This window comes from Shewanella frigidimarina, from assembly GCF_003797125.1.
In the GTDB taxonomy this organism is placed as follows: domain Bacteria; phylum Pseudomonadota; class Gammaproteobacteria; order Enterobacterales; family Shewanellaceae; genus Shewanella; species Shewanella frigidimarina.
In genome coordinates, this window is the sequence record NZ_RKKE01000003.1 from 568,444 (window position 1) to 594,164 (window position 25,721).

Here is a 25,721-nt window from a genome sequence, read left to right on the forward strand (position 1 = left end):
TTGCAAAGAATTAAAGGAATCGCAACAGATTGTCTATTAAAATATAACTATATGAAAATAGTGAATAAAAACCAATAAAAAAGGCGCCTAAGCGCCTTTTTATCAAGAAGGTATAATTACCAACCTGTTTTGATACGTAGTGCTTTACCAATGTCAGCTAAAGAGCGAACAGTCGTAACGCCAGCAGCCTCTAGAGCAGCAAACTTATCTTCAGCAGTACCTTTACCGCCAGCGATAATTGCGCCAGCATGGCCCATGCGCTTACCTTCTGGTGCAGTAACACCAGCAATGTAAGATACAACAGGCTTAGTTACGTGTGCTTTGATATAAGCAGCCGCTTCTTCTTCAGCATTACCACCGATTTCACCGATCATAACAATCGCTTCAGTCTGTGGATCGTTTTGGAACATTTCCAATACGTCGATGAAGTTAGTGCCAGGAATTGGGTCGCCACCGATACCTACACAAGTAGATTGGCCGAAACCTTCATCAGTAGTTTGCTTAACCGCTTCGTACGTTAATGTACCAGAGCGAGAAACAATACCTACTTTTCCAGGTAAATGAATGTGACCAGGCATAATACCAATCTTACATTCACCAGGAGTGATAACACCTGGGCAGTTAGGACCGATCATGCGAACGCCAGTTTCTTCAAGTTTCACTTTCACTTGAAGCATATCAAGTGTAGGGATACCTTCAGTGATACAAACGATTAGCTCAAGGCCAGCATCGATTGCTTCAAGGATAGCGTCTTTACAAAAAGGAGCTGGTACGTAGATAACAGTTGCAGTTGCACCTGTTGCTGCTACAGCGTCTTTAACAGTGTTAAACACTGGAAGACCTAGGTGAGTTTGACCACCTTTTCCAGGAGAAACACCACCAACCATTTGCGTGCCATAAGCAATCGCCTGTTCAGAGTGGAAAGTACCCTGACCACCAGTGAAACCTTGACAGATTACCTTGGTATCTTTGTTAATTAAAACAGACATTATTTGCCCTCCGCAGCTTTAACAACTTGCTCAGCCGCGTCAGTTAGACTTGTAGCCGCGATGATATCAAGACCAGACTTAGCCAATACTTCACGACCTAATTCAGCGTTAGTACCTTCAAGACGTACAACGACTGGCACTTTAACGCCAACTTCTTTAACCGCACCAATAATACCTTCAGCGATCATATCGCAACGCACGATACCACCGAAGATGTTAACCAATACCGCTTTAACATTGCTGTCAGAAAGAATGATCTTAAATGCTTCTGCAACACGTTCTTTAGTTGCTCCACCGCCAACGTCTAAGAAGTTAGCTGGCTTGCCGCCGTGTAGGTTTACGATGTCCATTGTACCCATTGCTAGGCCGGCACCGTTAACCATACAACCTACGTTACCGTCTAAAGCAACATAGTTTAATTCAAATTTAGCAGCATGCGCTTCACGAGCATCATCTTGTGATGGATCGTGCATTGCTTTGATTTTAGGCTGACGGAATAATGCGTTGCCATCAATACCAATTTTGCCATCTAAACAGTGAAGGTTGCCTTCAGTGGTGATAACAAGTGGATTGATTTCTAATAATGCAAAATCATGGTCATTGAACATGTTCGCTAGACCCATAAAGATCTTAGTAAACTGCTTCATTTGTGTTGGGTTTAAACCTAACTTGAAGCCAAGATCACGAGCTTGGAAAGCTTGAGGACCTGTTAACGGATCAATGATAGCTGTGTGGATAAGCTCTGGCGTATGTTCAGCCACAGTTTCGATATCAACACCACCTTCAGTCGACGCCATGAACACAACGCGACGAGTGCTACGGTCAACTACTGCACCTAGGTACAATTCGTTAGCGATGTCAGTACAGCTTTCAACTAGAATTTTAGCAACTGGCTGACCTTTAGCGTCAGTCTGGTACGTTACTAAGTTCTTACCTAACCAGTTTTCAGCGAATGCTCTGATTTCGTCTTTATTACCGGTAACTTTAACGCCACCTGCTTTACCACGGCCGCCTGCGTGTACTTGACACTTAACAACCCATAAGTTTCCGCCAATGTGACCAGCTGCTTCTACTGCTTCTTGAGCAGTATCACATGCAAAGCCTTCAGAGACTGGTAAACCATATTCGGCAAATAAAGATTTTGCCTGATACTCATGCAAATTCATGATGATCTATCCATATACTTCTAATCAAATCCAACTGGCTCAATATGAGCCAGCGACGAGGGTTTATCTACCTACTTATAGATCAAGTAGCAGACGAGTTGGATCTTCTAAGAAGTCTTTAATCGCGACTAAGAAGCCAACAGACTCACGACCATCAACAATACGGTGGTCGTAAGAGAGTGCTAGGTACATCATAGGCAGGATTTCAACCTGACCATTGACTGCCATTGGGCGATCTTTAATGGCATGCATGCCTAAGATTGCGCTTTGTGGCAGGTTCAAAATTGGCGTAGACATTAGTGAACCGAAAACACCACCGTTAGTCACAGTGAAGTTACCGCCTGTCATGTCAGCAACAGATAATTTACCGTCACGGCCTTTAATGGCTAATTCACGAACCGCTTTTTCGATTTCAGCTAAGTTCATGGTATCAGTGTCACGTAGTACTGGTGTTACCAGACCACGAGGCGTTGATACAGCGATGCTGATGTCGAAATAGTTATGATAAACAATGTCATCACCATCAATAGAAGCGTTAACTTCTGGGAAACGTTTTAGCGCTTCTGTCACAGCTTTGATATAGAAAGACATAAAGCCTAAACGAATACCATGGCGTTTTTCGAAAATGTCTTGGTACTGCTTACGAATATCCATGATTGGCTTCATATTAACTTCGTTAAACGTAGTTAACATTGCCGTTGAATTTTTCGCTTCTAACAGACGTTTTGCGATAGTTTTACGAAGACGTGACATTGGTACACGCTTCTCACTACGACCTTCTAACGGTGCCACAGGAGCAGCTGGTGCAGCGGCTTTGGCAGGAGCTGACTTAAGGAATGCATCTACATCATCCTTAGTTACACGTCCGCCCACACCAGAACCTTTAATTTTACTGGCATCAAGATTATGTTCTGCAATCACACGACGAACAGATGGGCTTAATGCATCATTAGATTCATCAGAAGCAGCTTCGGTCGTTGCCACGACAGCAGGCCCTGAAGCTTCAGCTTTAGTCACTTCTTGGCCAGACACAACACCAGCGACAAAATTAGCAATCACTTGCTCACCTAAAACGGTATCGCCTTCTTGGAATAACAATTCAGAAATTGAACCGTCTTCTGGTGCTACCACTTCTAACACGACTTTGTCTGTCTCGATATCAACTAAGTTTTGATCACGAGTAACCTGTTCACCAGGTTTAACATGCCAAGTAGCAATAGTTGCATCAGCAACAGATTCTGGTAATACGGGTACCTTAATTTCGATACTCATGGAAAGCTTCCCTTATATAAATTATCTATTACGACAGTTTTAATGCGCTATTTACTAATGATTCTTGCTGCTGTACATGCAACCCAGGGTAACCACATGCTGGTGCAGCAGAAGCTTCACGACCGGCATAAGTTAATTGAGCACCTGCAGGAATATTAGCCCAGAAATGATGCTGACTACAGTACCATGCCCCTTGGTTTTGCGGCTCTTCTTGACACCATACAAAATCTTTAACATGTTGATATGTTTCTAACGCTGCACGCATTTCCACATCAGGGAACGGATACAGCTGCTCAACACGCACGATGGCAACGTTGGTCACATTCTCTTTACGACGCTTTTCAAGTAACTCGAAATACACCTTACCGCTACAGAATACAACGCGGTCAACTTGACCTGCATCTAAGGTATCTATCTCACCAATGATATTTTGGAAAGTACCTTCAGCAAGTTCTTCTAAGGTAGACACCGCTAATGGGTGACGTAGCAAAGATTTAGGTGACATTACCACTAACGGGCGACGCATAGGACGCACAACTTGGCGACGCAACATATGATAAACCTGCGCCGGAGTTGATGGCACACACACTTGCATGTTGTGGTTAGCACATAATTGCAAGAAACGCTCTAAACGGCCACTTGAATGCTCAGGTCCTTGACCTTCATAACCATGAGGTAACAACATAGTCAGACCACATAAACGGCCCCACTTTTGCTCACCAGATGATAAGAATTGGTCAATCACTACCTGTGCACAGTTAACGAAGTCACCAAACTGCGCTTCCCAAATGGTCAAGCCACCAGGTTCTGCAGTCGCGTAACCGTATTCAAATGCCAACACTGATGCTTCTGATAATACTGAGTCAATAATATCAATTGGCCCTTGTTCATCAGCCACATTACGCAAAGGTAAATAGGTAGAACCGTCTTTTTGGCTATGCAATACAGCATGACGATGGAAGAACGTGCCGCGACCAGAGTCTTGACCCGTAATGCGCACACGCTTTTTATCTTCAAGAATAGAAGCATAAGCTAACGTTTCAGCGAAACCCCAGTCTAATAACTTCTCGCCTTTAGCCATGGCAGTGCGATCAGCACAAATTTTGGCAACACGAGATTGAAGCGTATGATTTTCAGGAATATCAACTAACTTATTGGCTAAGTTTTGCAGACGTTCCATCGACATTGAACCGGCGTATTCTTCATCCCATTCGCGATTTAAATAAGGTGTCCAGTCAACTGTATGTAACGTCATAGGACGCCATTCTTTAACCACACAATCACCTGCATCTAATGCATCACGATAATGGTTAATCAGTCCGGTCACTTCATCGGCAGGAATGCTGTTTTCAGCTATCAACTTATCAGCATAAATTTTACGTGGCGTAGGGTGTTTTTTGATTTTAGCGTACATTAACGGCTGAGTCGCACTAGGCTCATCAGCTTCGTTATGGCCATGACGGCGATAACACACTAAATCAATCACTACATCACGTTTAAATTCATTACGATAATCCACTGCAAGTTGAGAAATAAACGCAACGGCTTCAGGATCGTCAGAATTGACATGGAAAATCGGTGCCTGAACCATCTTAGCGATGTCAGTACAGTATTCGGTTGAACGTGTGTCAGCCTGGTTTGATGTGGTAAAACCAACTTGGTTATTAACCACAATTCGAATACTACCACCAATAGTAAAACCACGTGTTTGAGACATGTTGAACGTCTCTTGCACAATGCCTTGGCCAGTTATAGCTGAATCACCATGAATGGTGATAGGCATAACTTGCAGACCGTCTTTACAACCACGACGATCTTGACGAGCACGTACAGAACCAATAACCACTGGATTAACGATCTCTAAATGAGATGGGTTAAAGGCTAATGCTAAATGAACGTTTCCACCTGGCGTTTCAAAATCAGATGAGAAACCTTGGTGATATTTTACGTCGCCAGAACCGTGAGTGTCCGCATGCTTACCCGCAAACTCATCAAACAATTCAGCAGGACGTTTACCCAGCACGTTTATGAGCAAGTTTAAACGACCACGGTGAGCCATACCTACTACGATTTCTTTAGTTCCAGCTTCGCCTGCACGGTAAATGATTTCACGCATCATCGGAACGAGCGCATCACCACCTTCTAAAGAGAATCGTTTAGCTCCAGGGAATTTAGCACCAAGGTATTTTTCGATACCTTCGGCTGCATTCAACCCTTCAAGAATACGCTTTTTGACGCTGTTATCGTACTTGGCTTTACCTAATGTCGGTTCAAGACGTTGTTGGATCCAACGCTTTTCATCGGTATCAGTAATGTGCATGTATTCAGCACCTATCGAGCCACAATAGGTACTCTTTAGTGCATGAATAATATCAGCAAGCTTCATGGTCTCACCGCCGAGGGCGAATGAACCAGTATTAAACTGACGTTGCATGTCATCAACGGTTAAGCCGTGGTAAGCAGGATCCAATTCCTGAACAGCTTCACGCTTCCACAATCCTAATGGATCTAAATTGGCATTTTGATGGCCACGGAAACGGTGAGCATTGATAAGTTGCAGGACTTTAACTTGCTTCGCATCTAACTCTGGGTCGCCGACGCTAGTAGCGTTTTTTAAACGACCTTGTAAAGCTAAACTACGGAAATAGTCACGAACTTTAGAGTGAGCAGTTTCGGGTACTTCTACTGAGGCACCGTTAACCGGAGGGAGGTTATCAAAAACAAGCTGCCAATCAGGAGTAACTGATTGCGGATCTTCTTGATAGGCTTCATACATCTCTTCTACGTAGGTCGAGTTCGAACCACTTAAATGTGACGACTCGAGCCAGGCTTTCATGATGCCTTGGTGCATTGTTATTCCTTTCAAACTTGATACACGTGCTAGCCATAAACATAACAGTGAGTAACGTAAGTTACATCACACGTAGACTGAAATTATCGTAACAAGATAATAGCAGGAGGTATTACATAAACACACAAAAGAGCCATCCCCAATATTGAAGATGACTCTTAACAAAGCTAATAAGTCAGATTATTTTGCTCAGTTTTGTGCATTAAACAGCTCGCTTAAGCAGCATTGACTTAATGTGACCAATCGCTTTAGTTGGGTTTAATCCTTTAGGACAAACGTCAACACAGTTCATGATGCCATGACAACGGAACACACTGTAAGCATCATCTAGTTCAGATAAACGCTCTTCAGTGGCCGTATCACGACTGTCAATTAAGAAACGATATGCATGTAATAAACCACTTGGCCCGATAAATTTATCAGGGTTCCACCAGAAAGATGGACAAGCAGTTGAACAACATGCACACATGATACATTCATATAAACCATCTAAATGAGCACGCTCTTCAGGTGATTGTAGATGTTCACGAGCAGGAGCCTGTTCGTCATTAATCAGATAAGGCTTAATTTTTTCGTATTGCTTGTAGAACTGAGTTAAGTCTACAACCAAATCACGAACTACTGGCATGCCTGGTAAAGGACGGATTTCAATTTTCTTACCTTTGAAGGTAGATAATGGCGTAATACACGCTAATCCGTTTTTACCATTCATGTTAACACCGTCAGAACCACACACACCTTCACGGCATGAACGACGGAACGCAAGCGTTGAGTCTTGTTCTTTCAGTTTAATTAACGCATCTAACACCATCATGTCAGTGCCATCAGGCACTTCTAAGGTGTAATCCTTCATATAAGGCTTGGTATCTACATCAGGATTATAACGATACAATGCAAATGTTAATTTCATCTTTTGCAACTCCTGCCTAATAGGTACGTTTTACAGGTGGAAACGCTTCACGTAATTTAGGTGTCATGTTGACATCACGTTTGCTCATACCTTGAGTGACTGGGTTATACAAACTATGACATAACCAATTATCATCATCACGGTCTAAATAATCTTCACGAGAATGCGCACCACGGCTTTCAGTACGGAAGTTAGCTGCATAAGCAGTTGCCAGCGCTGTAGCCATTAAGTTGTCTAATTCTAAGCACTCAATACGTTGAGTATTAAATTCTGTTGAATTATCAGATAACTTAGCATTTTCAAGACGCTTTTGAATTGCTTGTAGCTGTTCTAAACCTTCAGCCATAGCATCTCCACTGCGGAAAACAGAGAAATTTAACTGCATACACAATTGAAGATCTTTACGGATAACCGCAGGTTCTTCGCCGTCTTTGTTGCTTTCCCAACGGTTAAGACGAGCAAGTGATGCACTAATTTCTACGTCTGAAGCCGCTTTTGGATCAGGTGTAGCGTCTAACGCTTTACCTAAATGCTGACCAGCAGCACGTCCAAACACAACTAAATCAAGTAAAGAGTTACCACCTAAACGGTTTGCACCGTGTACAGATACACAAGCAATCTCACCAACAGCAAATAAACCTAATACATCTTGTTCAGTGCCGTCGTCATTCATACGAATAACTTGACCACTTACTTTAGTCGGTAAACCGCCCATCATATAATGACAAGTTGGCAACACTGGAATTGGACCATCAGCTGGATCAATATGAGCAAAGGTACGTGATAATTCACACACACCAGGAAGACGAGCTTCTAAGGTTTCTTTACCTAAATGATCAAGTTTTAGCAAACAATGTGGACCTAAAGGACCGTCTAAACCACGACCTTCACGAATTTCAGTCATCATTGAACGTGCTACCACGTCACGAGATGCTAAATCTTTCGCGTTTGGCGCATAACGTTCCATGAAACGCTCGCCGTCTTTGTTTAGAAGATATCCACCTTCACCACGACAACCTTCAGTAACCAAAACACCTGCACCGGCAATACCTGTAGGGTGGAACTGCCACATTTCCATGTCTTGTAACTGAACACCAGCGCGTGCCGCCATACCAACACCGTCACCAGTATTGATGTGAGCATTAGTGGTTGATGCATAAATACGTCCTGCACCACCAGTGGCTAAAATAGTCGCTTTTGCTTTGAAATAAACAATTTCGCCCGTTTCAATTTCAATTGCAGTACAACCCACCACTACGTCATCTTCGTTTTTAACCAAATCTAAGGCATACCACTCAGAATAAACGTCAGTTTTATGTTTAACGTTTTGTTGGTATAAACAATGAAGCAGTGCATGACCTGTACGGTCAGCTGCAGCAGCAGTACGAGCAGCTTGCTCACCACCAAAATTACGCGACTGACCACCAAAAGGACGCTGATAGATAGTGCCGTCTTCGAAACGAGAGAAAGGTAAACCCATTTGCTCAAGTTCGATAATCGCTTCAGGACCCGTTTGACACATAAACTCAATGGCTTCTTGGTCGCCGATAAAATCAGAACCTTTAACCGTGTCGTACATGTGTTGTTCCCAATGATCTTCGTGCGCATTACCTAATGCTACAGTGATGCCACCTTGAGCAGAAACGGTATGTGAACGAGTTGGGAATACTTTAGATAACAGCGCACAGCTCTTACCTTCTTTAGAAATCTGTAATGCAGCTCGCATACCCGCGCCGCCGGCGCCGATTACGATTACATCAAATTCGCGTACTGGAATACTCACTTAAACACCCCACACTATTACAATGCCTGACGCTAAATAACTAAAAGCGATCAACACAAAGGTAAACTGTAATACACCACGTAACGCTGTATGTTTGACATAATCAGTCAATACTTGCCATACACCAATCCACGCATGGATAAGTAAAGCAATCAAGGTTATTAGGGTAAAGACTTTCATTGGAAGTGAAGCAAACAAACCATTCCAAATCTCGAAAGTTAACGGGGCACTACACGCGATAAAGCCAACTAAAAAAATAGTATAACAAGCGAGGATCACTGCACTTGCGCGTAATAGAATATAGTCATGAACACCACTGCGTCCAAAACTTGCTGCATTTGTTACCATACCCAAATCCCCGCTATGATTGAAAAGACTACTGCTAACACAAACGTAGCCTTAGCTGATGAGACACCCGAAGCTAACTCTTCCCAGTGTCCGGCATCCATAATCAAATGACGAATGCCACCTAATAAGTGATAACCCAACGCGGTTAGAATGCCCCAAATGATGAACTTCATCACGAAACCATCGAACAAGGATTGTACGCTAGCGAACCCATCTGCTGATGTTAAAGTCGAATTTAACAACCAAAGAAGGATACCAATAGCAAATAGCATGATAACACCGGAAATACGGTGCAGTATTGATGCGATAGCTGTCGCAGGAAAGCTTATCGTCTGCAGGTCTAGATGGACAGGTCTTTGCTTTTTCACGTTCTGCTCACTCAGCTCCATTGAGCATTATTTTTTTTATGATCTATTTTTTGCTTAACCACTAAAGCTTGCACAAGGCAGAGCATTTTTTAAACAAAAAACAGACTACTCTCAAGCATCTAATCAGTTGAGAAACCACTATTTAGTGAGTAAATTGATCATTTCTAAACTGTGACGCTCGTCGCCCTTAGGGACGCAGGCAAGTATACTCGCGGGAATTGTCAAATACAAACCTCACATTATGCAAAATAAGTTTTTTTAGTATTTTTTTATTCTAATGCAAGCGCAGAGCGGTTTTCAGCGAACATATACCATGGTCTAACAAATTTAAACGCTTATTTAAATTGATCTGTGATCCCGATCCGCTGTAAAGTAATGACCGCTTAACATGCCGCACTCATATAGAAGAATGAAGTAAGGAGAACGGGGTATGGCTGATAATATAGCCAAATTAGAGTTACCAGGAAACGATTCAATCGACCTACCTATTAAGAAAGGTACTGAAGGTTTTGACGTTATCGACATCAGTACACTTGGAAAAAAAGGGTATTTCACCTTTGATCCAGGCTTTTTAGCTACTGCATCTTGTGAGTCTGCTATTACCTATATCGATGGTGAACAAGGTATCTTGTTGCATCGTGGATATGCAATTGACCAGCTTGCAACTGAATCTACCTATTTAGATTTATGCTACTTGCTTCTTTACGGTGAATTACCGTCTAAAGTTGATTACGAACAATTTGTTGCCACAGTGAAAGAACACACTATGGTACATGAGCAAATTGCATTCTTCTTCAGAGGTTTCCGCCGTGACGCACACCCTATGGCAATGCTATGTGGTGTAACCGGTGCATTATCTGCTTTCTATCAAGACTCTCTTGATGTTAACAATCCAAAGCATCGTGAAATTGCAGCTTACCGCCTAGTGTCGAAAATGCCGACAATCGCAGCGATGTGCTACAAGTACTCAATGGGGCAACCTTTTGTTTATCCACGTAACGATTTAAGTTATGCGGGTAACTTCTTGTCGATGATGTTTGCTACTCCGTGTGAAGAGTACAAAGTCAATCCTGTTGTAGAAAAAGCAATGGATCGTATTTTTGTACTGCATGCTGATCATGAGCAAAATGCATCTACATCTACTGTCCGTTTAGCTGGTTCTTCAGGCGCTAACCCATTTGCATGTATTGCAGCGGGTATTGCTTCGTTGTGGGGCCCAGCTCATGGTGGTGCTAACGAAGCTTGCTTAGAAATGTTAGAAGAAATCGGCAGCGTTGACCGCATTCCTGAGTTTATCGAGAAAGCGAAAGACAAAAACGATCCATTCCGCCTAATGGGCTTTGGCCATCGCGTTTATAAGAACTTCGATCCACGTGCTAAAGTGATGCGTGAAACCTGTCATGAAGTCCTTAAAGAGCTTAAAGTGGTTGACCCATTATTAGACGTAGCAATGGAACTTGAGCGTATCGCACTTGAAGATGAGTATTTCATCTCTAAGAAGCTATACCCGAACGTTGATTTCTACTCTGGTATCATCATGAAAGCCATTGGTATCCCTAACGATATGTTCACAGTGTTATTTGCACTGTCACGTACCGTTGGTTGGATTTCACATTGGAAAGAAATGTTAGATCAGCCAGGCCATAAAATCAGCCGTCCACGTCAGTTATACACTGGCGAGTCTGCGCGCGATTTTGTGAGCGTTGATAAGCGTTAATCTTTTGATTAACCAAACTAAAAAAGCGCCGAAAGGCGCTTTTTTGTTATCTCAATTTAAACATCAGCTACTATCCAACGTAGTGTATAAATCAAGCCTAAACACCTACTGAAGATTGATAATCTGTTAGAGGTGATACTTATAATAGAACATTTAATTTTACCATTTTTAACAGATTGAAGTCGTAATACAGTAAATCAGTTTCGAGTGGGTGGTAATTACACTCAAATTAGTCTTTGTTAATGACGTTATTACAATTTGGATCAGAAAAACTGATGACTTTAAGGGTTACGTTTTTAATTCTTAGAAGTTAAAGAAGTCTTCGTTATCATCATCTAATTCATACACATCAAAATCGGCTTCCCAACGAAAAATGCTTGTTCCATCAAACTCTACATTACAATTACGTTTATTTGGAAAAGTAAAATCTACCTCTTAAGAGGTTAAATCAGCATTCAATGTTGCTAACTTTTCTTTCATTTCTGGGTACTCTTCGATACCTATAATACTAGATCGCCAGAGAAGATAAGATTTACCTTCGTGAAAAATGTCAATTTGTTGTTCTGTAAAATGATGAACAAACATATCTCCCGGCTTTTTTGAGCTTAAATTAACTTCGGGCATAGAGAAGTCTCCATTTTCGTCTGTCTGAGTTTCATCATTTTAAACAAACTTATGGATATAATTTAATTTCCGTGAAATTTTTGCACCCACTACAGATTTCCCGTTTAGCAAAACTTTCCCTTTAACTTCTGAGCACATGTGCACGTCGTATGTTTTTAGTAATCCAAACATTTTGGATTTATCTCCCTATTAAAACAGCCACATAAATGTGTTTGTTATTTATTTTTAAGAACTAGGCAGTGTTTCGCACAAAACTATTCGCTTTATTATCGAATTAACACTCAAACAATCTTTACACTAAAGAAATTATTCAATCTTTAGTGTAAATTGCTGTGGGTCATCAATCACTAAATTGATATTTTGCCCCCCAAGCGACGTTTAGCTGCGTATTTCTTCATCTACAATTGGCGATAACACACTTCGTAAGGGAGGATTATGCGTCACAACCGACTTTTGAAAACTCACATTTAAATCAGCTAGTGACTCAATGCCAAATTCTTTTAATGCTGACATCAATTGCTCACCCTTAATATTTTTATCACGTAAATCAATCACAAAGCCTTGTAAGTTTTGTAGTTCAGCCAATATTTTACTGACTTCTTTACTGAGTGGTGCCTGTGCTTCTTTTAACGCATCATAAGCCGCTTCTCTTGCACTGTCTGATGATGAGAAAAGTGTTATTTTTTCATCAAATGCAGAGTGTAATTCTGCTTTGTATACTGTTAATTTTTCAACAATATCAGCAATAGTAATCTCTTTTTCTCGGCTGAACTCCTGCTTAGCGTCATCGATACGCTCGAATACTTTTTCTAATCGCTCTTCATAGTCGTTAAAGTCATTCACTACTCGCCATAAATCAGCAACCGACTTCTGCGGATAATCCGCCTCTTCAATCATGCCAAAAATCTCCATACGAATAGCGTTTACGGCTAACATCGCAGGTTTAATGGCGGCAATCGCAAACACACCTATCACAGCATACAATTGATATTCTGACGTCATGCCAGGCACGTGGCCGGTGACAAAGTAAACAAGACCAGCATTGATAAGATGTGCAACGACGGCAATTATAGCGGCTTTAATCTTGATTTTTTTAACCCTGACTAAGTCATTGGTTAAATCAATACTGTCTGGCTTTTGAGGATGTGTCGCTCGTCTCTCTAGCATGGTTTGAGCATTACGGGCGATAAAGTAAGTGCTACCGATTAATAAGCTAATGGTAGAGACATACCAGAGATAAAGAGTCGCTGAAACCCAGACATGAAATTCAAATTCAGGGACGTCATATTGCTGAGCAAACCATTTAATCAATACCACCAGCAAAAATGTACCCACAATCCAACCTAACCACTCCTTGATTGTTTGAGTGTAAAATTCGCGTCTAATTTCGCCAAATATATCGTGCATAGTATTCCTTTACGTTGTTGATGATGTTAATTTTGTCTAATTTTTGTACTCAATTAGGCGTCAGATATTATTGTACTACGTTTATTGATTAATGTTGGTACTAGACCACTAATCACCAAGACTATGAAATAACACCAGTTAAGCAGCAAACGCTTTAATTGGAGGCGGTGTTGAATAAGTATTGAAGGACAACATAAGTCATAAAGGTGGGTAGTTTTTTGCATAATAATAAAGGGTTATTATTCGCTGTTTCTTGATGCTGGTCAGTGTGCCACTACAGCCACGACAAAAACATAAGTAACAAAACAATAGAAAATGGTAACTTCATATACACCTATCAATAAGTTTATTTTTGTTAACGTTTAGAATGGCCTTGCTCGGCTAATTTATCTTGTGCGAGCTTCATCAATCGAGCTGCATATTCTTTATTAAATTCAAACGTAGTATTATTAAAAACGTATTGAGCGTGCTCACTAACCGCTAGCCAGTTCTGTTGTATTTTATACAACGTTGCTAACTCTTCATGGGTAGCAGTAACTGACGATTTAGGTAGATCAACATCCAATGCTAACAACTTTTTATGGAGTGAAATAGCATAATTAATATCTTGGTCTACAAACATACCGCCCTCATAGACCCAAGCGAGTGTAGAATAAGCTATAGGATCTTTCGCATTAACTCTTTTTGTTGCTTCCTGAACTAATCGAACGCCATTACCAGTGTGCAAGCTAAGAGGGACTAAGCCTCTCCAATAACCCATATTAATGGCTTTTTCACACCACATCTCCAGCTTTTCAGGAGCATTAATTAAGCTTTTTTGGCACTGCTCCGCGGCAAGATTAATTGTTAGGTTGGGATCATCTATATCAATTGATATCATCCCACCTCGGACCCGCTGCGTTAGCGAAAATAGCCACAAAGATAAAAATAATAAAAATGGTTTTACCATTTAAAATGCCTTCATAATATATTGGGAGAATATGAAAGCTTGCGAACGGTGTTATGACATTCAGGCAATAAGTCATAACCGATCACACAGCTTATTTAGATAATTTTTTGCTAATATCTAACATTTCATTTTTGAAAAAAATGTTATCTTCGTCGTCATTATCAATAATAAACTGCAAGCTTTCTAAGGCCTCTTGCCAGTCTTTTAATTCTTTGTATATGGTATAAATAGCTTTGTGAACTGTAACTAATTGATGTTTTGTCAGTGATTTATTTTTTTTATGATTCAAGTAATCATTATAAAGCTTAATCGACTGACTAAGATCCCTTTCAACGAAAGACCCATTACTATAAATCCACGCTAATATTTTGATAGCTTCAACATCATCGGCTAGTGCATGTTTTTTGGCTTCATTGACATAACGAGTCCCATCACCTGTGTAGTATCCAATGTACAGAAGTGATCTCCAACTGCCCATCGAATAAGCCTTTTCACACCACTCCTCGAGGCTGTATGGTGCAAACATTGAACTTTTCGCACATTGTTGCGCGGCCTGTTCGACAGTTAAGTTTGGATCGTTAATATCAATTGCATGCCACAGACTATTTGCATACACATTGTTGAAAATAAAGTTTAACGTTAACAATATAAACAGACTTATCTTTACCATTGCAACTCACCATTTGAATTTACCCGCTTTTCAGGGATATGAACCTGAAATGACTTAATAGCTGACTTATAGGGAAACCCTTCACGGTAAAAGTATTGCTGCTTGAGCGGAGTATCTTCAGCAGAGCCTTCTCTGCAATCCTTTTCGGTTAGACACAACATACCCCCAATAAAGTCTACAAAGACAACATTATGTATCCCTTGCTTTTGGATTAACGTATCAATACCTTCTTGATAAGATGCAGCTTCAACAGCATGCCACCGATGCATGAAAGCCACCACACGATGTTGGTTTGATTCTTTTATGATACTCACAATATTATTTGTCCAGCTATTATTGCGTTTAGTATGAGTATCGGTACAAATACCCGCCTCGGCATTGTCAGATGAACAAGCTGCATCAAGACTTGCCATTTGCTCTAATGTCATGTCCAAAGCAACTATGTTCAAACCTGCAGTTCTTGCTGCTTTAACAAGTTCACCGTATGCATGAGGAACCAAATATCCCCATGCCCAATTATCATTAAAGTAACGCTGAATAACTTCAAATCCTTTACCTGTACGTTGATAAAATGCCACTTGTTCCTTCATTGATTGTGGTAACATCTCTATAGCAAAATGAGTAAAGCCAGCTGCTTTTAATTGTTTGATCGCTTTAATCGCTTCATATTTATAACCAGCGGTGTTGTGATTAGACTCACCTAGCATAACTAATCGAGCATTACCTGCCATCGTTTTGTAATTTACATCCGTGTTAATTTTATTCATTATTTGTCCGTGATTTTTATAAAACTTAGCAGTCTTATTTTTGAAATAATACTACTTACACCAATTTGCTGCAGAAACAATACCCATCAACTTTTCTTTATTTTCAGCTAACCATACATCGATCACTGTTGAAAGTTTGAATTCAGAGCCAGTACCCGGCCAGTAGTAATCCCCTGCACTGTCTAAACACAGCGCGACATAAACTGGAGTCGAATTAAAAACGACATCTTCACCTTGCTCGACAAGCATTGCATAGCTTATGTTTTTGTGAGATTCACCTTTATAAGTATCAAGGACTTCAGCAAAAAAAACCTGCTTTTCTAATCCATCATTCTGAACCGTTATTTCCACTTTAGTGACTTTTAATTTAGCAAGATAATGTACATTTGTTATAGCTTGTATAAAGCCGTTTAATTCTGATGAGGCTTTGTTTTGAGCGAGCGATGGATGGATAACACCCACCAACAAGAAAAGGAGAACTATGATTTTTTTCATTATGCTTCACTTCCTGCAATCGATGACTTTTGAGTATAGACAGGTAAACTAGAAGATGATGAGTCAACGTTAGAAGGAACAACAAAAGCATCCCACACCTCTTTTTATACTTAGAAACTTTAACACTATTACTTTGATTACCTCCGAGCCTAAACAAATAATGACCATCAACGCTTTGCCCTACTACAAAAGCAACATGCCCGCCCCTTGTCTTGATTTGATACCTATAACACCGTAAACAGGTTGAGTTGTTGGTTTACCAAAATCAATTCACGATTTGGCTCTAAAAAGCATTTTTACAGGTTCAATATTATTTTGTTTCATCACCCAAACAACACAAGAGCCACACCAGGCATTTGGACCACCACGGTCTGCAAGGTTCATACCGCTGTCAGACCTAATTATGAGGCGAATCGGGCAATATTTTACCAGATGGATATTGAAAATCACTATAAAAGACCATTAATTGCAATGACATAAGTAATTCAGCCATACCTATGTAACTAACTAGAAATCTTCAATAGAGCCCAACAGACTAAAACTTGAATCATCACAAAGCCAATATTCTTTTGTACCAATTTTTTGTATTGTTACTGATGTTTCTTTAGTAATCATATTAAGTTCTTCGCTGTAGTAGTCACTCACTAAGACTTCACTATCGCCGTACGTGAAAGTCATACTGTGCTCTGTCACTAAAGAGCGGTGGTAGCTCGATTTACTCACATCACTAATTAGCGCTGCATTAGCAAGCTTTGAACTCTCAATATTAAATTGCTCTAATTTAAACGAGTTATCCATTTTACTAATAACAACATCAATCGATTTGGGCTGATCAGCGTGGCATTTAAATATAATCTCTGCCACATCACGCTGAGAGGCGCTACACGATGCAACTAAAAATAAGGATAAAACCCACAAAGCGTTAGAGAGTTTACTTTTTGTCATATTTTTCAAATGCCTTCTGTAATTTAATATCATACTTATTCTGTTCGTACTGCGAACCGTTATAACCTTTAGCAAATGAAGCCCAGTCTAGCGTTATTAGGTACTTTTCTAGGCCTTTATTCTTTACAAAGCTAACGAAAGCATCAAGCTGTTTTCTTTCTGAGCTGAACATTGCTTTAACAAATGCTTCTACGCTAGTAAAATCTGACTCACTATAATTAAAGCCCATAATTTGAAAGCGCCCCCATGAAGTCGACTTCAAAGCCTCTGAAGTATCTAAACTCATGGCAATTTCAAGCCTTGCGTACTCTTGGGAGCCACCGGTATATAAGCTTCGATTCCAGGTTCTGCTGGATACAGATGGATTACTCAGATCATATTTGTGATTTGTCAAACGAGCAAAAATATGGGCTTCAAATAAGATTTTTGGCTTTCCGTTTGAGAAAAAAGCATCACCAGAAGACTCTACGTCCGCAACAGCTTTAACAGCAGCAACTTTACAACCAAGTTGATTGGCAATATCTAGATAATCAGAATCTGATATTTTTTGAATTTCGCTAGATGCTACTGGCAACTTAAAGTGAGCTTTGCTTGAGACAGCTATTATCTTTTCATTTAGCTTTCGATGAGTTCGACCATTTACGTCAATTTTGCCATCTGGACGTACCATGTTGAGTACTTTACTTTGAAATAGCTTTATCGCTGCAACAGTTTTAGCGCTTTCAGGCCTAGAGCCTAAACGGCCATCAACAATTAATGATTTTGTAGGAGGAATGAATTTAAGTAATTTATTTAATGCCGTTTGTACAGCTTTTACATCGTTTCCATTGTTAGCTCCACCCAGCCCGACAGCTTGAGCTATTTTTATTGATGACATCGTATTATCCTTGTCATTATTGATTTAAATAAGAGATAAAATCTGTAATTTTTTAATTTTTTGGGAATTGATTTTTGACAATTTAACGATATAATTACATTTCCAAGAGATGTTTTCATCGTCAAAAAGCCCACATAGAACATGCCTATATTTTTATAAAGTTTCAAAAATATACGAGAGGAATTTATATCCCTTTTTATTAATAAAATTAGCATGCCTTGCAATTTGTGACTTAACATTTCCAAAAAATGATGATTTAGATACTTTATTGAGATAACGATTTACAGAATCACATTCAGACCTATTTTGATTTTCAAAAAGAAAACTATAAGTAAAGCCTCCCCTACTTTTTTGAGCGCAATACGAAGATAAGTTGGCAAGTAAATGGTTGAGATCGTCTTCTGACACCTCCAAATCATCTAAAAACTCTAAAAAAAACTCATCAAATTCTTTTGAGTTTTCTCTTGATTCTTCTGCGTAAACCCTTGCTGCTCCTCCAATTTGAGCACCATGCACATGTCCATCATAATCAGGGCTTGGTATAAAATATGAACCTTTGCCCCTAAAAAAATCATGCACACTTCCACTTTCTATAGCTTTTTTAAAATTATTATTTATCATTTTATTTTTTAAAATCTCTGAATTGTTTGGAAAGTTCATTAATATCATTATTATGGTAATGCCTCCTTTCGTTTTACTACCAAGTGTCCATTCATCTTTATATGCACCAGCCTCTTTTCCTGTTGGCATTAAGAACCTGTGTTATTAAATCTTAATTTGGTCTTTTTGATGGGATTACTATTCTATTTTCAAATGACGATTTATCTTTCTTAAATTTTCCAATCAAATCATAAATATATTCATTATTTTCTTTTATTTTGTTAATTTCTTCAGCGGTTAATTTAACGCAGATATCGATTTCGCAAGGACCTCCTATAAAATAGGTTAAATACCAGGCTCCGTCGGTATCCTCTAACAGAAAGTATGAATATCTCTTTGCACTAATTATTATCATTATTTGCCCTTGCTGTAGCTTTTTGAATACTCAGTTCCCTATATTTTCCTTTTGGAATACTATCTGTAACACCTTCAACATGTCCAGTAGGTAAATATCCACCAACAATCCATAGATCATTCGCTCCCTCTTCGTTTCCTGTAGGAAACCTCAAATTAACTAATTTAGGGTCTTCTATTTGAATTACCACCATTTCTTGACCTTGCCATGTACCTTTAGGGATGCCAAGTTCTAATTCAATCATAGTCATATCCCCTCCAGTGCGAACCAGCATTGAATTAACTTGCTTAGTCGTCATAACAAATTGTCCATCATCTCTGCCGACGGGATCCCTACCAAATGTATCTAATGCCCATTTAGGGGCAAAATACATAGCTCCACCAGAAAATTTATCTAAATGAGCATCTATATAAGATTGTGGCAAATACGTAGAAGGGTCAGGTCTCTGTCCATTGACCATAGCTTGCACATCTTTCACTTTATTAAAGCTTTGTGCTGCGTCAGTCCGATTAGAAAAGTGCCCTTTTGTATTTTTTTGGAACGTATTCCAAGCATTTTCTTTACAACTCAGCCCAAACGGATCCACCCAATTCACTGGATTCGGCGCATATTGATAATGGTTTATGCCGCCTATCAATCCTATTGGGTCTTGATGAATAAATCGAGCTTGCTGAGGGCTGTAGTACCTAAAGCGGTTGTAGTGTAACCCTGATTCGTCATCAAAGTATTGCCCTTGAAAACGGATTGGGTTAGTTATCTTGTCTTGCTTGGCTGCATCTTTAAAATCTGTATATTCAATATCTGTATTTTTAATAGATGTGCTTTCAATTGTCTGGCCGAACACGTCTTGTTGGCTGCGCCAGACAATTTGGGTGTTTTCATCCGTTAAGCAAATCGGTGTGCCGAGTTGGTCTAGGTGATAATAATATACTTGCCCTGCTTTAATGAGTGCTACAGGTGTAAAAGTCTCTGGTTGATAAATATACCAGGTGTACTCACCTAAGGTGTATTCGCCAATCAGTTGATGATTGTCCCAAATAAAGTCGGTGCGACCCAGCTCAGTGATTTTTGCACTGCGACGGCCTAGGGCATCATATTCGTATTGCGTTAGCTTGCCATTAACGTTGATTTGCACCAGTTGGTTTAAGCCATTAAAGCTACGCTGTTGTTTATCGCCAGTACCCACTTGGCTGATTTGGTTGCCACTGGCGTCATAACGGTAATCGATGCCTGCCATACTCATCAAACGGTCGTTGTTAACCACTACATCATGATTATTTTTATTGGGCCTTACTGTTTCAGCTGATTGACTGCTAGCCGTCTCATTAGCGCTAACATGATTACTACTTATATCTTGGGTATGGGTATGGGTATGAATATCACTAGCACGAATAGCCTGTAATGGGTTACCAAAAGCATCCCATTGGTATTGCTGTCGAGCATTAGATGCGTTGTCAGCAATATTTGGGTTTTCGCCAGACACGCCAGTATCACTAATACTGATTAACTGGCTGATTTTGTTATAGCTAAACTGTTTAACCTCTGGCTTATGGTTAATATGCTCAGAAGACTGACCATCCACAACGCTATCGTTGCCAAGCTTACTTTCGCAGCGTTGTAATTGATGCTGTTTATCGTATTGATAACGTCTTGATTCAAATAATCGAGTCTCTTTTTGTGCATGTTGCCATGTCTGCTCAATTAACCTTGAATGAGCATCATAGGCATGAGTGAGTTCAAGCTGATTACCCTGGATTGTTTTGTGCAACAAACCCGATGGCAGATAGTGATAATGAGCCAGCGGTATGCGCTGCTTCGATGGGCCATTGACTGTAAATCCATTGTCTGTAACGCTAATGCCACTTAATTGACTGTTTTTATTGTATTGATAATCAATCTGTTGCCCATCAGGTAACGTTAAGCCACTGCGATTGCCTGAATCATCATATTGATAGTCAAGTTGCCACTGGCTTTGCAATACACAATTTATACGCCCTTTAGCGTCAAGGTGTTGTTGCACTGTACGGTGTTGGTTATGGGCGCGAGTTATTTGCCCTATCGGATTATATTGATAAAAGTTCTGTGTATTAAGTAGCGCAGATGCCCTACTTTGCTCAAGTTTTACATGGCTACTTTGCTGACAAATTCGCCCCATGGCATCACGCTTGAGCTCAACAAACCGAATATCACTGTCGTTCACTGCCACTAATTTGTCATTTGCGTCATATTGATAATGTTGCTCACGGCCATCAAAACCAATTAAGGTTTTAGGTTGCTCTGTTGCTGTGTATTCAATACGGTACTGAGCACCGTCACTTCGCTCGATGCGGTTTAAGTTACGTTCTTTATCGTAAAAAAACTTCAGCCAACTACCATCGGCAAAGGTTTGTTGGCGCGGTTGGGCTAAACCGTCATAGTCGATAATGTTTTCAATGTACTCGCTATCGTTACTGAGTTCTTGCTCACCAGCAACATCAGCCTGTTGACGCTGGCGAATAATACGGCCGGCATCATCATATTGATAATAATGACTAATAGCTTCTTCAGAGTGATCTTGTTTGTCTTGTGGATAGGATTTACTTTCGACAATTTGGCCTTTGTTGTCACGAATAAATTCAGTGACCAAACCTTGCGGATTAATCGTGGCGTTAACTCGCCCCAGTCTGTCATGGCTAAAACGGGTTAACGCATCACCGACTTGCGTTGCCAACAATTCGCCATCGCGGTCCCAATGGTAACGATGAATAACACCATTAACATCGACTTTCTGAGTTAACTGCCCAGCATCATTGTATTGAAATTGACTTTGACGGCCATCAAAACCACTCTCAGACAATAATCGTCCCGTGGCATCGTAATGTCTTTTAGCCGTTCGGCCTATCGCATCGATGGTAACAATTCGTTGACCTAAGCGATTATATTCAAACCTTGTGGTACCACCGTCCGCTTGAGTAACAGCCAGTAGTTGCCCCTGCTCGTTATAGGTATATTGAATTTGATTATTACACGCATCAACGGTGGCCACTTTGCGACCAACAGCATCGTATTGATGGCGTATCACACTGCCATTAGGCTTATGATGCTCAGTCAAAAGCCCTTGTGCATTATGAATGAACGTTTCACTGTGCCCTAAAGAGTCAGTGCTACGGCTTTTAATACCGTCAGGGAGCGCCGTATATTCAAAGTGATAATGATAAATATCATCATCACCCCATTGTTCGATACATTTAGCGCGCTGATCGTGCCCGTCCCACGAAAAGTGATGACTAAAGCCTGATGCCCGGGTTCTGCGTTGTAATAAATAGGTCGAGGTTCTGCTGTTGTATGGGGCATCGCGATCAGAGGCATTTGTCGCCGACTTCACTTTTACATAACTGTAGCGCTCTACTCGTCCGTTGCTGTCTGTGGCGGCAATAAGGGCTTGATCATCATCGTATTGATAGCTAGCCAACAAATTCTGATGAATTTGTTTGTTGCCTTCGTTATCTAACATGTACGAAGCGACTTTTAACAAATTGCTTTGTGCATTGTAAAATAACAATACGCCACGTTTAGGGCCTGTTGTTATTTGAGTTAAGCGGCCTTGATGATCATAATACAGCTGAAAGTATTGGCCTTGATGATTGCTGATCGTTTCAAGTTGCCAAACCTGTTTACCCGCAACGTTTTTTTGTATAAATGCCCAATGGCTGTCATCTGGCTTTATTAACACATGGCGGCCATCGGTTTGATGGACTAACGACCAACCGGTTGAAAGTTGGATACTGGTTTGCCCTCGTTTAACAGAGTCGAACACATGCACTCGGCCTTCATCGTCGGTTAATTCAAACCAATATTTCCCGGGTTTTTTAGGCCCAACTTTCGCTGGCGCTTGATATTGATGATCCAGCTGCACACAAAAGTTATGTCGCCAGCCGTAACCCATACCAACATTGCTAAGAATTTTGCTCGAACGATACAAACGACACCACGTTAGCGGCATTAAGCCATTAAGCTCAAAATCGACTAACGGTAAAATTTCTTCGCCACTTAACATCGATACGGGATCGCTGCGGCACTCTTGCTGATCAATAGCCACTTCCGTCGGGGAATGATTCGCCACAGTCCCGGATTGAACTGACGCAGAAGTTTGTTTGCCCTTATTGGTTTTGGGTGCTTTGGTATTGGTTGAACTCGCGCCTAGAGTGCCCGTTTCAGTTGAATGCTGAATTTGTTGTTTGGGTGTTTCACCATACACTCTGAGTAAATTGCGCTCAATAATGTCACTCAGTTTACGGGTAATATCTCTTGGATTTAAGCTAGCATTTACACCCGCATTCATCACAAGACTGCGCGCATAAATTAATGCATTACGATCACGGACTAAATGAGGCGAGATTTCATTAATTATCTCACTAACATTATTGTTTTGCTCAAACGTTAATAACTGGAATCCAGCTGGCGTTGACGCACTGGCAGGCACGATAACGATATAACGGTTATGACCTTTAAAATTGAAATTACTGACCGTCATGTTCGTTTATGCCTTCTCTATCCATGAGTACATTGCCAAACCAAGGTGAAGTTGTTGAGATACTTCCAGTTGTAAGCTTGTTCCAGTAGCATTTTGTTGTTGGTAACGGTTATAGATGTGTAGCAAATTAAATAACCCCGCCACACAACCGATATCACCTGTAAAATAACTAGACTGGGAAATTTGTGTATCTTGATCGATTCTGCTGGCTAATTGTTCGTAAGCATTAAGCCAGTTATCCGTTATAGCGGCATGGTTGCCGGGTAAATACAGTTGAGCGAATACATCCAAGTCTTCAATCTGACAAGCACGATTAAACAAAGCTTTTATTGTTTGGGTTTGTTGCACCGCGCTACATGAATCTTGAAATAAATCCACCATTTCCAAGCCATCGTTTGCAACATTAATACTGGCCATGATGACCGCTTCGGCAGGACAACGTCCTGTGTCTTGTTGTTGAGTAATCAGCTCTTGGTCATGATTAAAATCAACGAGGTCAAAGAACAAACTGTCTACGGCAATAAATATTGCACTTTGATTGTCGACAGGCATTGCCTTTAATGCACTCAAAGCAGAAAAAATACCAGCACTGCCCATAGGAAAAAAACGGCTATTGGGATGCACAAAACAATGCGGAAAAAGTGCATGTAAACGAGTGACCCAATCAACAAGTTGTTGTTTTTCTAAGTGAGGTAAAATCCAAAAAATCGCTTGGTGAGAGTAAGGTTGCCATTGAGTTTCATTTTGAATAGGTAATTTATGCAACATATCAATTAGGCGGTTTAATTGAGTGTCTGTAGCAAGCTCGTGCGCCATGACGGCTGCCACATGCTGACCATCGGATAATTGATAGCTGAAATCGACCCCTTCGGATAAAGGTAAGTTAATTAACTGCTGTAGGTTTTCGTATGACCCTACGACCATATTAATGGCCTCTGCATGCATTATCATAAGGCCACTTTCACACGTTGTGGGCTGCAACTAACCACATTATTCAGCCGAAGCTTATGTAAAAAGGCAATACGCTGGTGCACGGGGCTTGAATGACTAATGATCTTATCAATACTGGTACCATTAACTTCAACACCATCAATCAATCTGACATCTGGCATTTTAAGCGCCAATAACATCCACCGATGTAATAATTTGGCACTATAAAATTGTAGGTATTCACAACGTTCGACTTCATCTTCTTCAAACTGCCATTGATAAGGCACCGCTTGATCCAGCTCTGGCCCTAAAATAGTTCGAAGTGCTCGAAAAGCCATTAATGTTTGACTAGGTTGCTGCATTGCTCGAGCTAAAAAAGGCACGAATTTACTAAAACCCGAATAACCCATTAACTCAATGACTCTTAGGGTTAAATCTGCATTTTCACTCATTAAATTAAATATTTGGCTCAATATTGCTTCGTCTAACGAAGTAATAAACACTTCAAAAAGCGCACTATGGCAATAGTCTAATTGACAAAATACCCCATAGAGTTTTAACGGTTCGTTAATGTTGACCATCAACATTTCAATATACAAAGACGTCAGTGATGACCGAGAAATGTTGAGGGAGTCAATTCCGTCGGCACGCTTTAAACGTTTACCTCGATAGATGCAGAATAAGATGTATTGCTGGATTTGTTCAGGCGTTTTGTTGCTGGCTGTAAAATTAACTTTATCAAGATTAAGTTGGCTGGCCATTAATGCAAATGCAGGGCTATAGTGGCCCACATCTATAATCGTACTGGCAAACAAAGCTTGAACGATACCTGATTGCTTAACTGGCTGAGCCTTATAGTGCAGTTGCAATAGTAAAGATAAGATCACCATTTTGTCTGTTGGGCAATAAAACACATCTGTTTCAAATGCATCGACAATTTCATCACAGGTGTTGGCATTAAGTAATGGCCATTCAGCATCTTTTTTTTGCTGGATCATCTTTAAAATGACCATTAGCGATTGAGTATTATCTTCAATATTTTTTGGCATACACTGAAACGACGACAACATGACATGTCGTTGTGCCAACAGAAGATTAAAACTATCAATCAAATTCATTTACCAC

The 25,721-nt window shown here is 40.4% G+C and carries 21 protein-coding genes and 1 pseudogene; 1 reads left to right on the plus strand and 21 read right to left on the minus strand.

Annotation, left to right across the window (positions count from 1 at the left end):
* Positions 1-116 precede the first annotated feature (116 nt).
* The 8 genes from sucD to sdhC all read right to left on the minus strand — a co-directional run bounded on the left by sucD (position 117) and on the right by sdhC (position 9,708).
* A complete protein-coding gene (gene sucD, locus EGC86_RS11970) occupies positions 117-989 on the minus strand; it encodes a succinate--CoA ligase subunit alpha (RefSeq protein ID WP_011637795.1) in 873 nt (290 codons plus the stop codon).
* Entirely contained in the window at positions 989-2,155 is a 1,167-nt protein-coding gene (gene sucC / locus EGC86_RS11975; RefSeq protein ID WP_011637796.1) for an ADP-forming succinate--CoA ligase subunit beta, read from the minus strand. Before sucC ends, sucD begins: the two co-directional genes overlap by 1 nt.
* A 75-nt stretch (positions 2,156-2,230) precedes the next feature.
* On the minus strand, positions 2,231-3,427 hold the full coding sequence (gene odhB / locus EGC86_RS11980; RefSeq protein ID WP_011637797.1) for a 2-oxoglutarate dehydrogenase complex dihydrolipoyllysine-residue succinyltransferase: 1,197 nt from the start codon (positions 3,425-3,427) through the stop codon (positions 2,231-2,233).
* A 28-nt stretch (positions 3,428-3,455) separates the two neighbouring features.
* Entirely contained in the window at positions 3,456-6,278 is a 2,823-nt protein-coding gene (sucA, locus tag EGC86_RS11985; protein ID WP_123777713.1) for a 2-oxoglutarate dehydrogenase E1 component, read from the minus strand.
* A gap of 202 nt (positions 6,279-6,480) precedes the next feature.
* Complete coding sequence (locus EGC86_RS11990; protein WP_011637799.1) at positions 6,481-7,188, minus strand: succinate dehydrogenase iron-sulfur subunit; 708 nt, start codon at positions 7,186-7,188, stop codon at positions 6,481-6,483.
* A 16-nt stretch (positions 7,189-7,204) separates the two neighbouring features.
* Entirely contained in the window at positions 7,205-8,971 is a 1,767-nt protein-coding gene (sdhA, locus tag EGC86_RS11995; protein ID WP_011637800.1) for a succinate dehydrogenase flavoprotein subunit, read from the minus strand.
* Positions 8,972-9,319 (minus strand): succinate dehydrogenase, hydrophobic membrane anchor protein, encoded by a 348-nt coding sequence (gene sdhD, locus EGC86_RS12000; protein ID WP_011637801.1) that lies wholly within the window; start codon positions 9,317-9,319, stop codon positions 8,972-8,974.
* A complete protein-coding gene (gene sdhC, locus EGC86_RS12005; protein ID WP_011637802.1) occupies positions 9,313-9,708 on the minus strand; it encodes a succinate dehydrogenase cytochrome b556 subunit in 396 nt (131 codons plus the stop codon). The genes sdhD and sdhC overlap by 7 nt, the downstream gene beginning before the upstream one ends.
* Positions 9,709-10,117: 409 nt before the next feature.
* Between sdhC and EGC86_RS12010 the strand changes: the two genes are divergently transcribed.
* On the plus strand, positions 10,118-11,404 hold the full coding sequence (locus EGC86_RS12010) for a citrate synthase (RefSeq protein WP_059746779.1): 1,287 nt from the start codon (positions 10,118-10,120) through the stop codon (positions 11,402-11,404).
* Between the two features lie 435 nt (positions 11,405-11,839).
* Here the strand turns inward: EGC86_RS12010 and EGC86_RS12015 are convergent.
* The 13 genes and pseudogenes from EGC86_RS12015 to EGC86_RS12075 all read right to left on the minus strand — a co-directional run.
* A pseudogene (locus EGC86_RS12015) lies at positions 11,840-12,055 on the minus strand (DUF6795 domain-containing protein); the annotation flags it as partial.
* A 351-nt stretch (positions 12,056-12,406) separates the two neighbouring features.
* A complete protein-coding gene (locus EGC86_RS12020; RefSeq protein WP_123777715.1) occupies positions 12,407-13,435 on the minus strand; it encodes a hypothetical protein in 1,029 nt (342 codons plus the stop codon).
* A gap of 355 nt (positions 13,436-13,790) precedes the next feature.
* Positions 13,791-14,384, minus strand: a complete 594-nt coding sequence (locus EGC86_RS12025; RefSeq protein WP_245423146.1) for a hypothetical protein — start codon at positions 14,382-14,384, stop codon at positions 13,791-13,793.
* Between the two features lie 91 nt (positions 14,385-14,475).
* The gene (locus EGC86_RS12030) at positions 14,476-15,054 is read right to left on the minus strand and encodes an SEL1-like repeat protein (protein WP_123777716.1); all 579 of its coding nucleotides are present in this window, start codon (positions 15,052-15,054) and stop codon (positions 14,476-14,478) included.
* Positions 15,048-15,821 (minus strand): ChaN family lipoprotein, encoded by a 774-nt coding sequence (locus EGC86_RS12035; protein WP_123777717.1) that lies wholly within the window; start codon positions 15,819-15,821, stop codon positions 15,048-15,050. Before EGC86_RS12035 ends, EGC86_RS12030 begins: the two co-directional genes overlap by 7 nt.
* A gap of 51 nt (positions 15,822-15,872) precedes the next feature.
* Positions 15,873-16,316 (minus strand): DUF4179 domain-containing protein, encoded by a 444-nt coding sequence (locus EGC86_RS12040; RefSeq protein WP_123777718.1) that lies wholly within the window; start codon positions 16,314-16,316, stop codon positions 15,873-15,875.
* Between the two features lie 507 nt (positions 16,317-16,823).
* Entirely contained in the window at positions 16,824-17,261 is a 438-nt protein-coding gene (locus tag EGC86_RS12045) for a hypothetical protein (RefSeq protein WP_123777719.1), read from the minus strand.
* Positions 17,248-18,138 (minus strand): N-acetylmuramidase domain-containing protein, encoded by an 891-nt coding sequence (locus EGC86_RS12050; protein WP_123777720.1) that lies wholly within the window; start codon positions 18,136-18,138, stop codon positions 17,248-17,250. Before EGC86_RS12050 ends, EGC86_RS12045 begins: the two co-directional genes overlap by 14 nt.
* 153 nt (positions 18,139-18,291) lie before the next feature.
* Positions 18,292-18,888 (minus strand): hypothetical protein, encoded by a 597-nt coding sequence (locus EGC86_RS12055; protein ID WP_123777721.1) that lies wholly within the window; start codon positions 18,886-18,888, stop codon positions 18,292-18,294.
* A gap of 22 nt (positions 18,889-18,910) precedes the next feature.
* On the minus strand, positions 18,911-19,153 hold the full coding sequence (locus EGC86_RS12060; protein ID WP_123777722.1) for a hypothetical protein: 243 nt from the start codon (positions 19,151-19,153) through the stop codon (positions 18,911-18,913).
* Positions 19,140-23,666, minus strand: coding sequence for an RHS repeat-associated core domain-containing protein (locus tag EGC86_RS12065; RefSeq protein ID WP_123777723.1), 4,527 nt, complete (start codon positions 23,664-23,666; stop codon positions 19,140-19,142). Before EGC86_RS12065 ends, EGC86_RS12060 begins: the two co-directional genes overlap by 14 nt.
* A gap of 6 nt (positions 23,667-23,672) precedes the next feature.
* Positions 23,673-24,617, minus strand: coding sequence for a hypothetical protein (locus EGC86_RS12070; RefSeq protein ID WP_123777724.1), 945 nt, complete (start codon positions 24,615-24,617; stop codon positions 23,673-23,675).
* Positions 24,614-25,714, minus strand: a complete 1,101-nt coding sequence (locus tag EGC86_RS12075; RefSeq protein WP_123777725.1) for a hypothetical protein — start codon at positions 25,712-25,714, stop codon at positions 24,614-24,616. The genes EGC86_RS12070 and EGC86_RS12075 overlap by 4 nt, the downstream gene beginning before the upstream one ends.
* Positions 25,715-25,721 lie beyond the last annotated feature (7 nt).

What these genes read in the sequence shown, in the direction of transcription:
- sucD (WP_011637795.1), bottom strand. Translation starts at nt 989, where the DNA reads ATGTCTGTTTTAATTAACAAAGATACCAAGGTAATCTGTCAAGGTTTC.
- sucC (WP_011637796.1), bottom strand. Translation starts at nt 2,155, where the DNA reads ATGAATTTGCATGAGTATCAGGCAAAATCTTTATTTGCCGAATATGGT.
- odhB (WP_011637797.1), bottom strand. Translation starts at nt 3,427, where the DNA reads ATGAGTATCGAAATTAAGGTACCCGTATTACCAGAATCTGTTGCTGAT.
- sucA (WP_123777713.1), bottom strand. Translation starts at nt 6,278, where the DNA reads ATGCACCAAGGCATCATGAAAGCCTGGCTCGAGTCGTCACATTTAAGT.
- EGC86_RS11990 (WP_011637799.1), bottom strand. Translation starts at nt 7,188, where the DNA reads ATGAAATTAACATTTGCATTGTATCGTTATAATCCTGATGTAGATACC.
- sdhD (WP_011637801.1), bottom strand. Translation starts at nt 9,319, where the DNA reads ATGGTAACAAATGCAGCAAGTTTTGGACGCAGTGGTGTTCATGACTAT.
- sdhC (WP_011637802.1), bottom strand. Translation starts at nt 9,708, where the DNA reads ATGGAGCTGAGTGAGCAGAACGTGAAAAAGCAAAGACCTGTCCATCTA.
- EGC86_RS12010 (WP_059746779.1), top strand. Translation starts at nt 10,118, where the DNA reads ATGGCTGATAATATAGCCAAATTAGAGTTACCAGGAAACGATTCAATC.
- EGC86_RS12020 (WP_123777715.1), bottom strand. Translation starts at nt 13,435, where the DNA reads ATGCACGATATATTTGGCGAAATTAGACGCGAATTTTACACTCAAACA.
- EGC86_RS12025 (WP_245423146.1), bottom strand. Translation starts at nt 14,384, where the DNA reads ATGGTAAAACCATTTTTATTATTTTTATCTTTGTGGCTATTTTCGCTA.
- EGC86_RS12030 (WP_123777716.1), bottom strand. Translation starts at nt 15,054, where the DNA reads ATGGTAAAGATAAGTCTGTTTATATTGTTAACGTTAAACTTTATTTTC.
- EGC86_RS12035 (WP_123777717.1), bottom strand. Translation starts at nt 15,821, where the DNA reads ATGAATAAAATTAACACGGATGTAAATTACAAAACGATGGCAGGTAAT.
- EGC86_RS12040 (WP_123777718.1), bottom strand. Translation starts at nt 16,316, where the DNA reads ATGAAAAAAATCATAGTTCTCCTTTTCTTGTTGGTGGGTGTTATCCAT.
- EGC86_RS12045 (WP_123777719.1), bottom strand. Translation starts at nt 17,261, where the DNA reads ATGACAAAAAGTAAACTCTCTAACGCTTTGTGGGTTTTATCCTTATTT.
- EGC86_RS12050 (WP_123777720.1), bottom strand. Translation starts at nt 18,138, where the DNA reads ATGTCATCAATAAAAATAGCTCAAGCTGTCGGGCTGGGTGGAGCTAAC.
- EGC86_RS12055 (WP_123777721.1), bottom strand. Translation starts at nt 18,888, where the DNA reads ATGCCAACAGGAAAAGAGGCTGGTGCATATAAAGATGAATGGACACTT.
- EGC86_RS12060 (WP_123777722.1), bottom strand. Translation starts at nt 19,153, where the DNA reads ATGATAATAATTAGTGCAAAGAGATATTCATACTTTCTGTTAGAGGAT.
- EGC86_RS12065 (WP_123777723.1), bottom strand. Translation starts at nt 23,666, where the DNA reads ATGACGGTCAGTAATTTCAATTTTAAAGGTCATAACCGTTATATCGTT.
- EGC86_RS12070 (WP_123777724.1), bottom strand. Translation starts at nt 24,617, where the DNA reads ATGATAATGCATGCAGAGGCCATTAATATGGTCGTAGGGTCATACGAA.
- EGC86_RS12075 (WP_123777725.1), bottom strand. Translation starts at nt 25,714, where the DNA reads ATGAATTTGATTGATAGTTTTAATCTTCTGTTGGCACAACGACATGTC.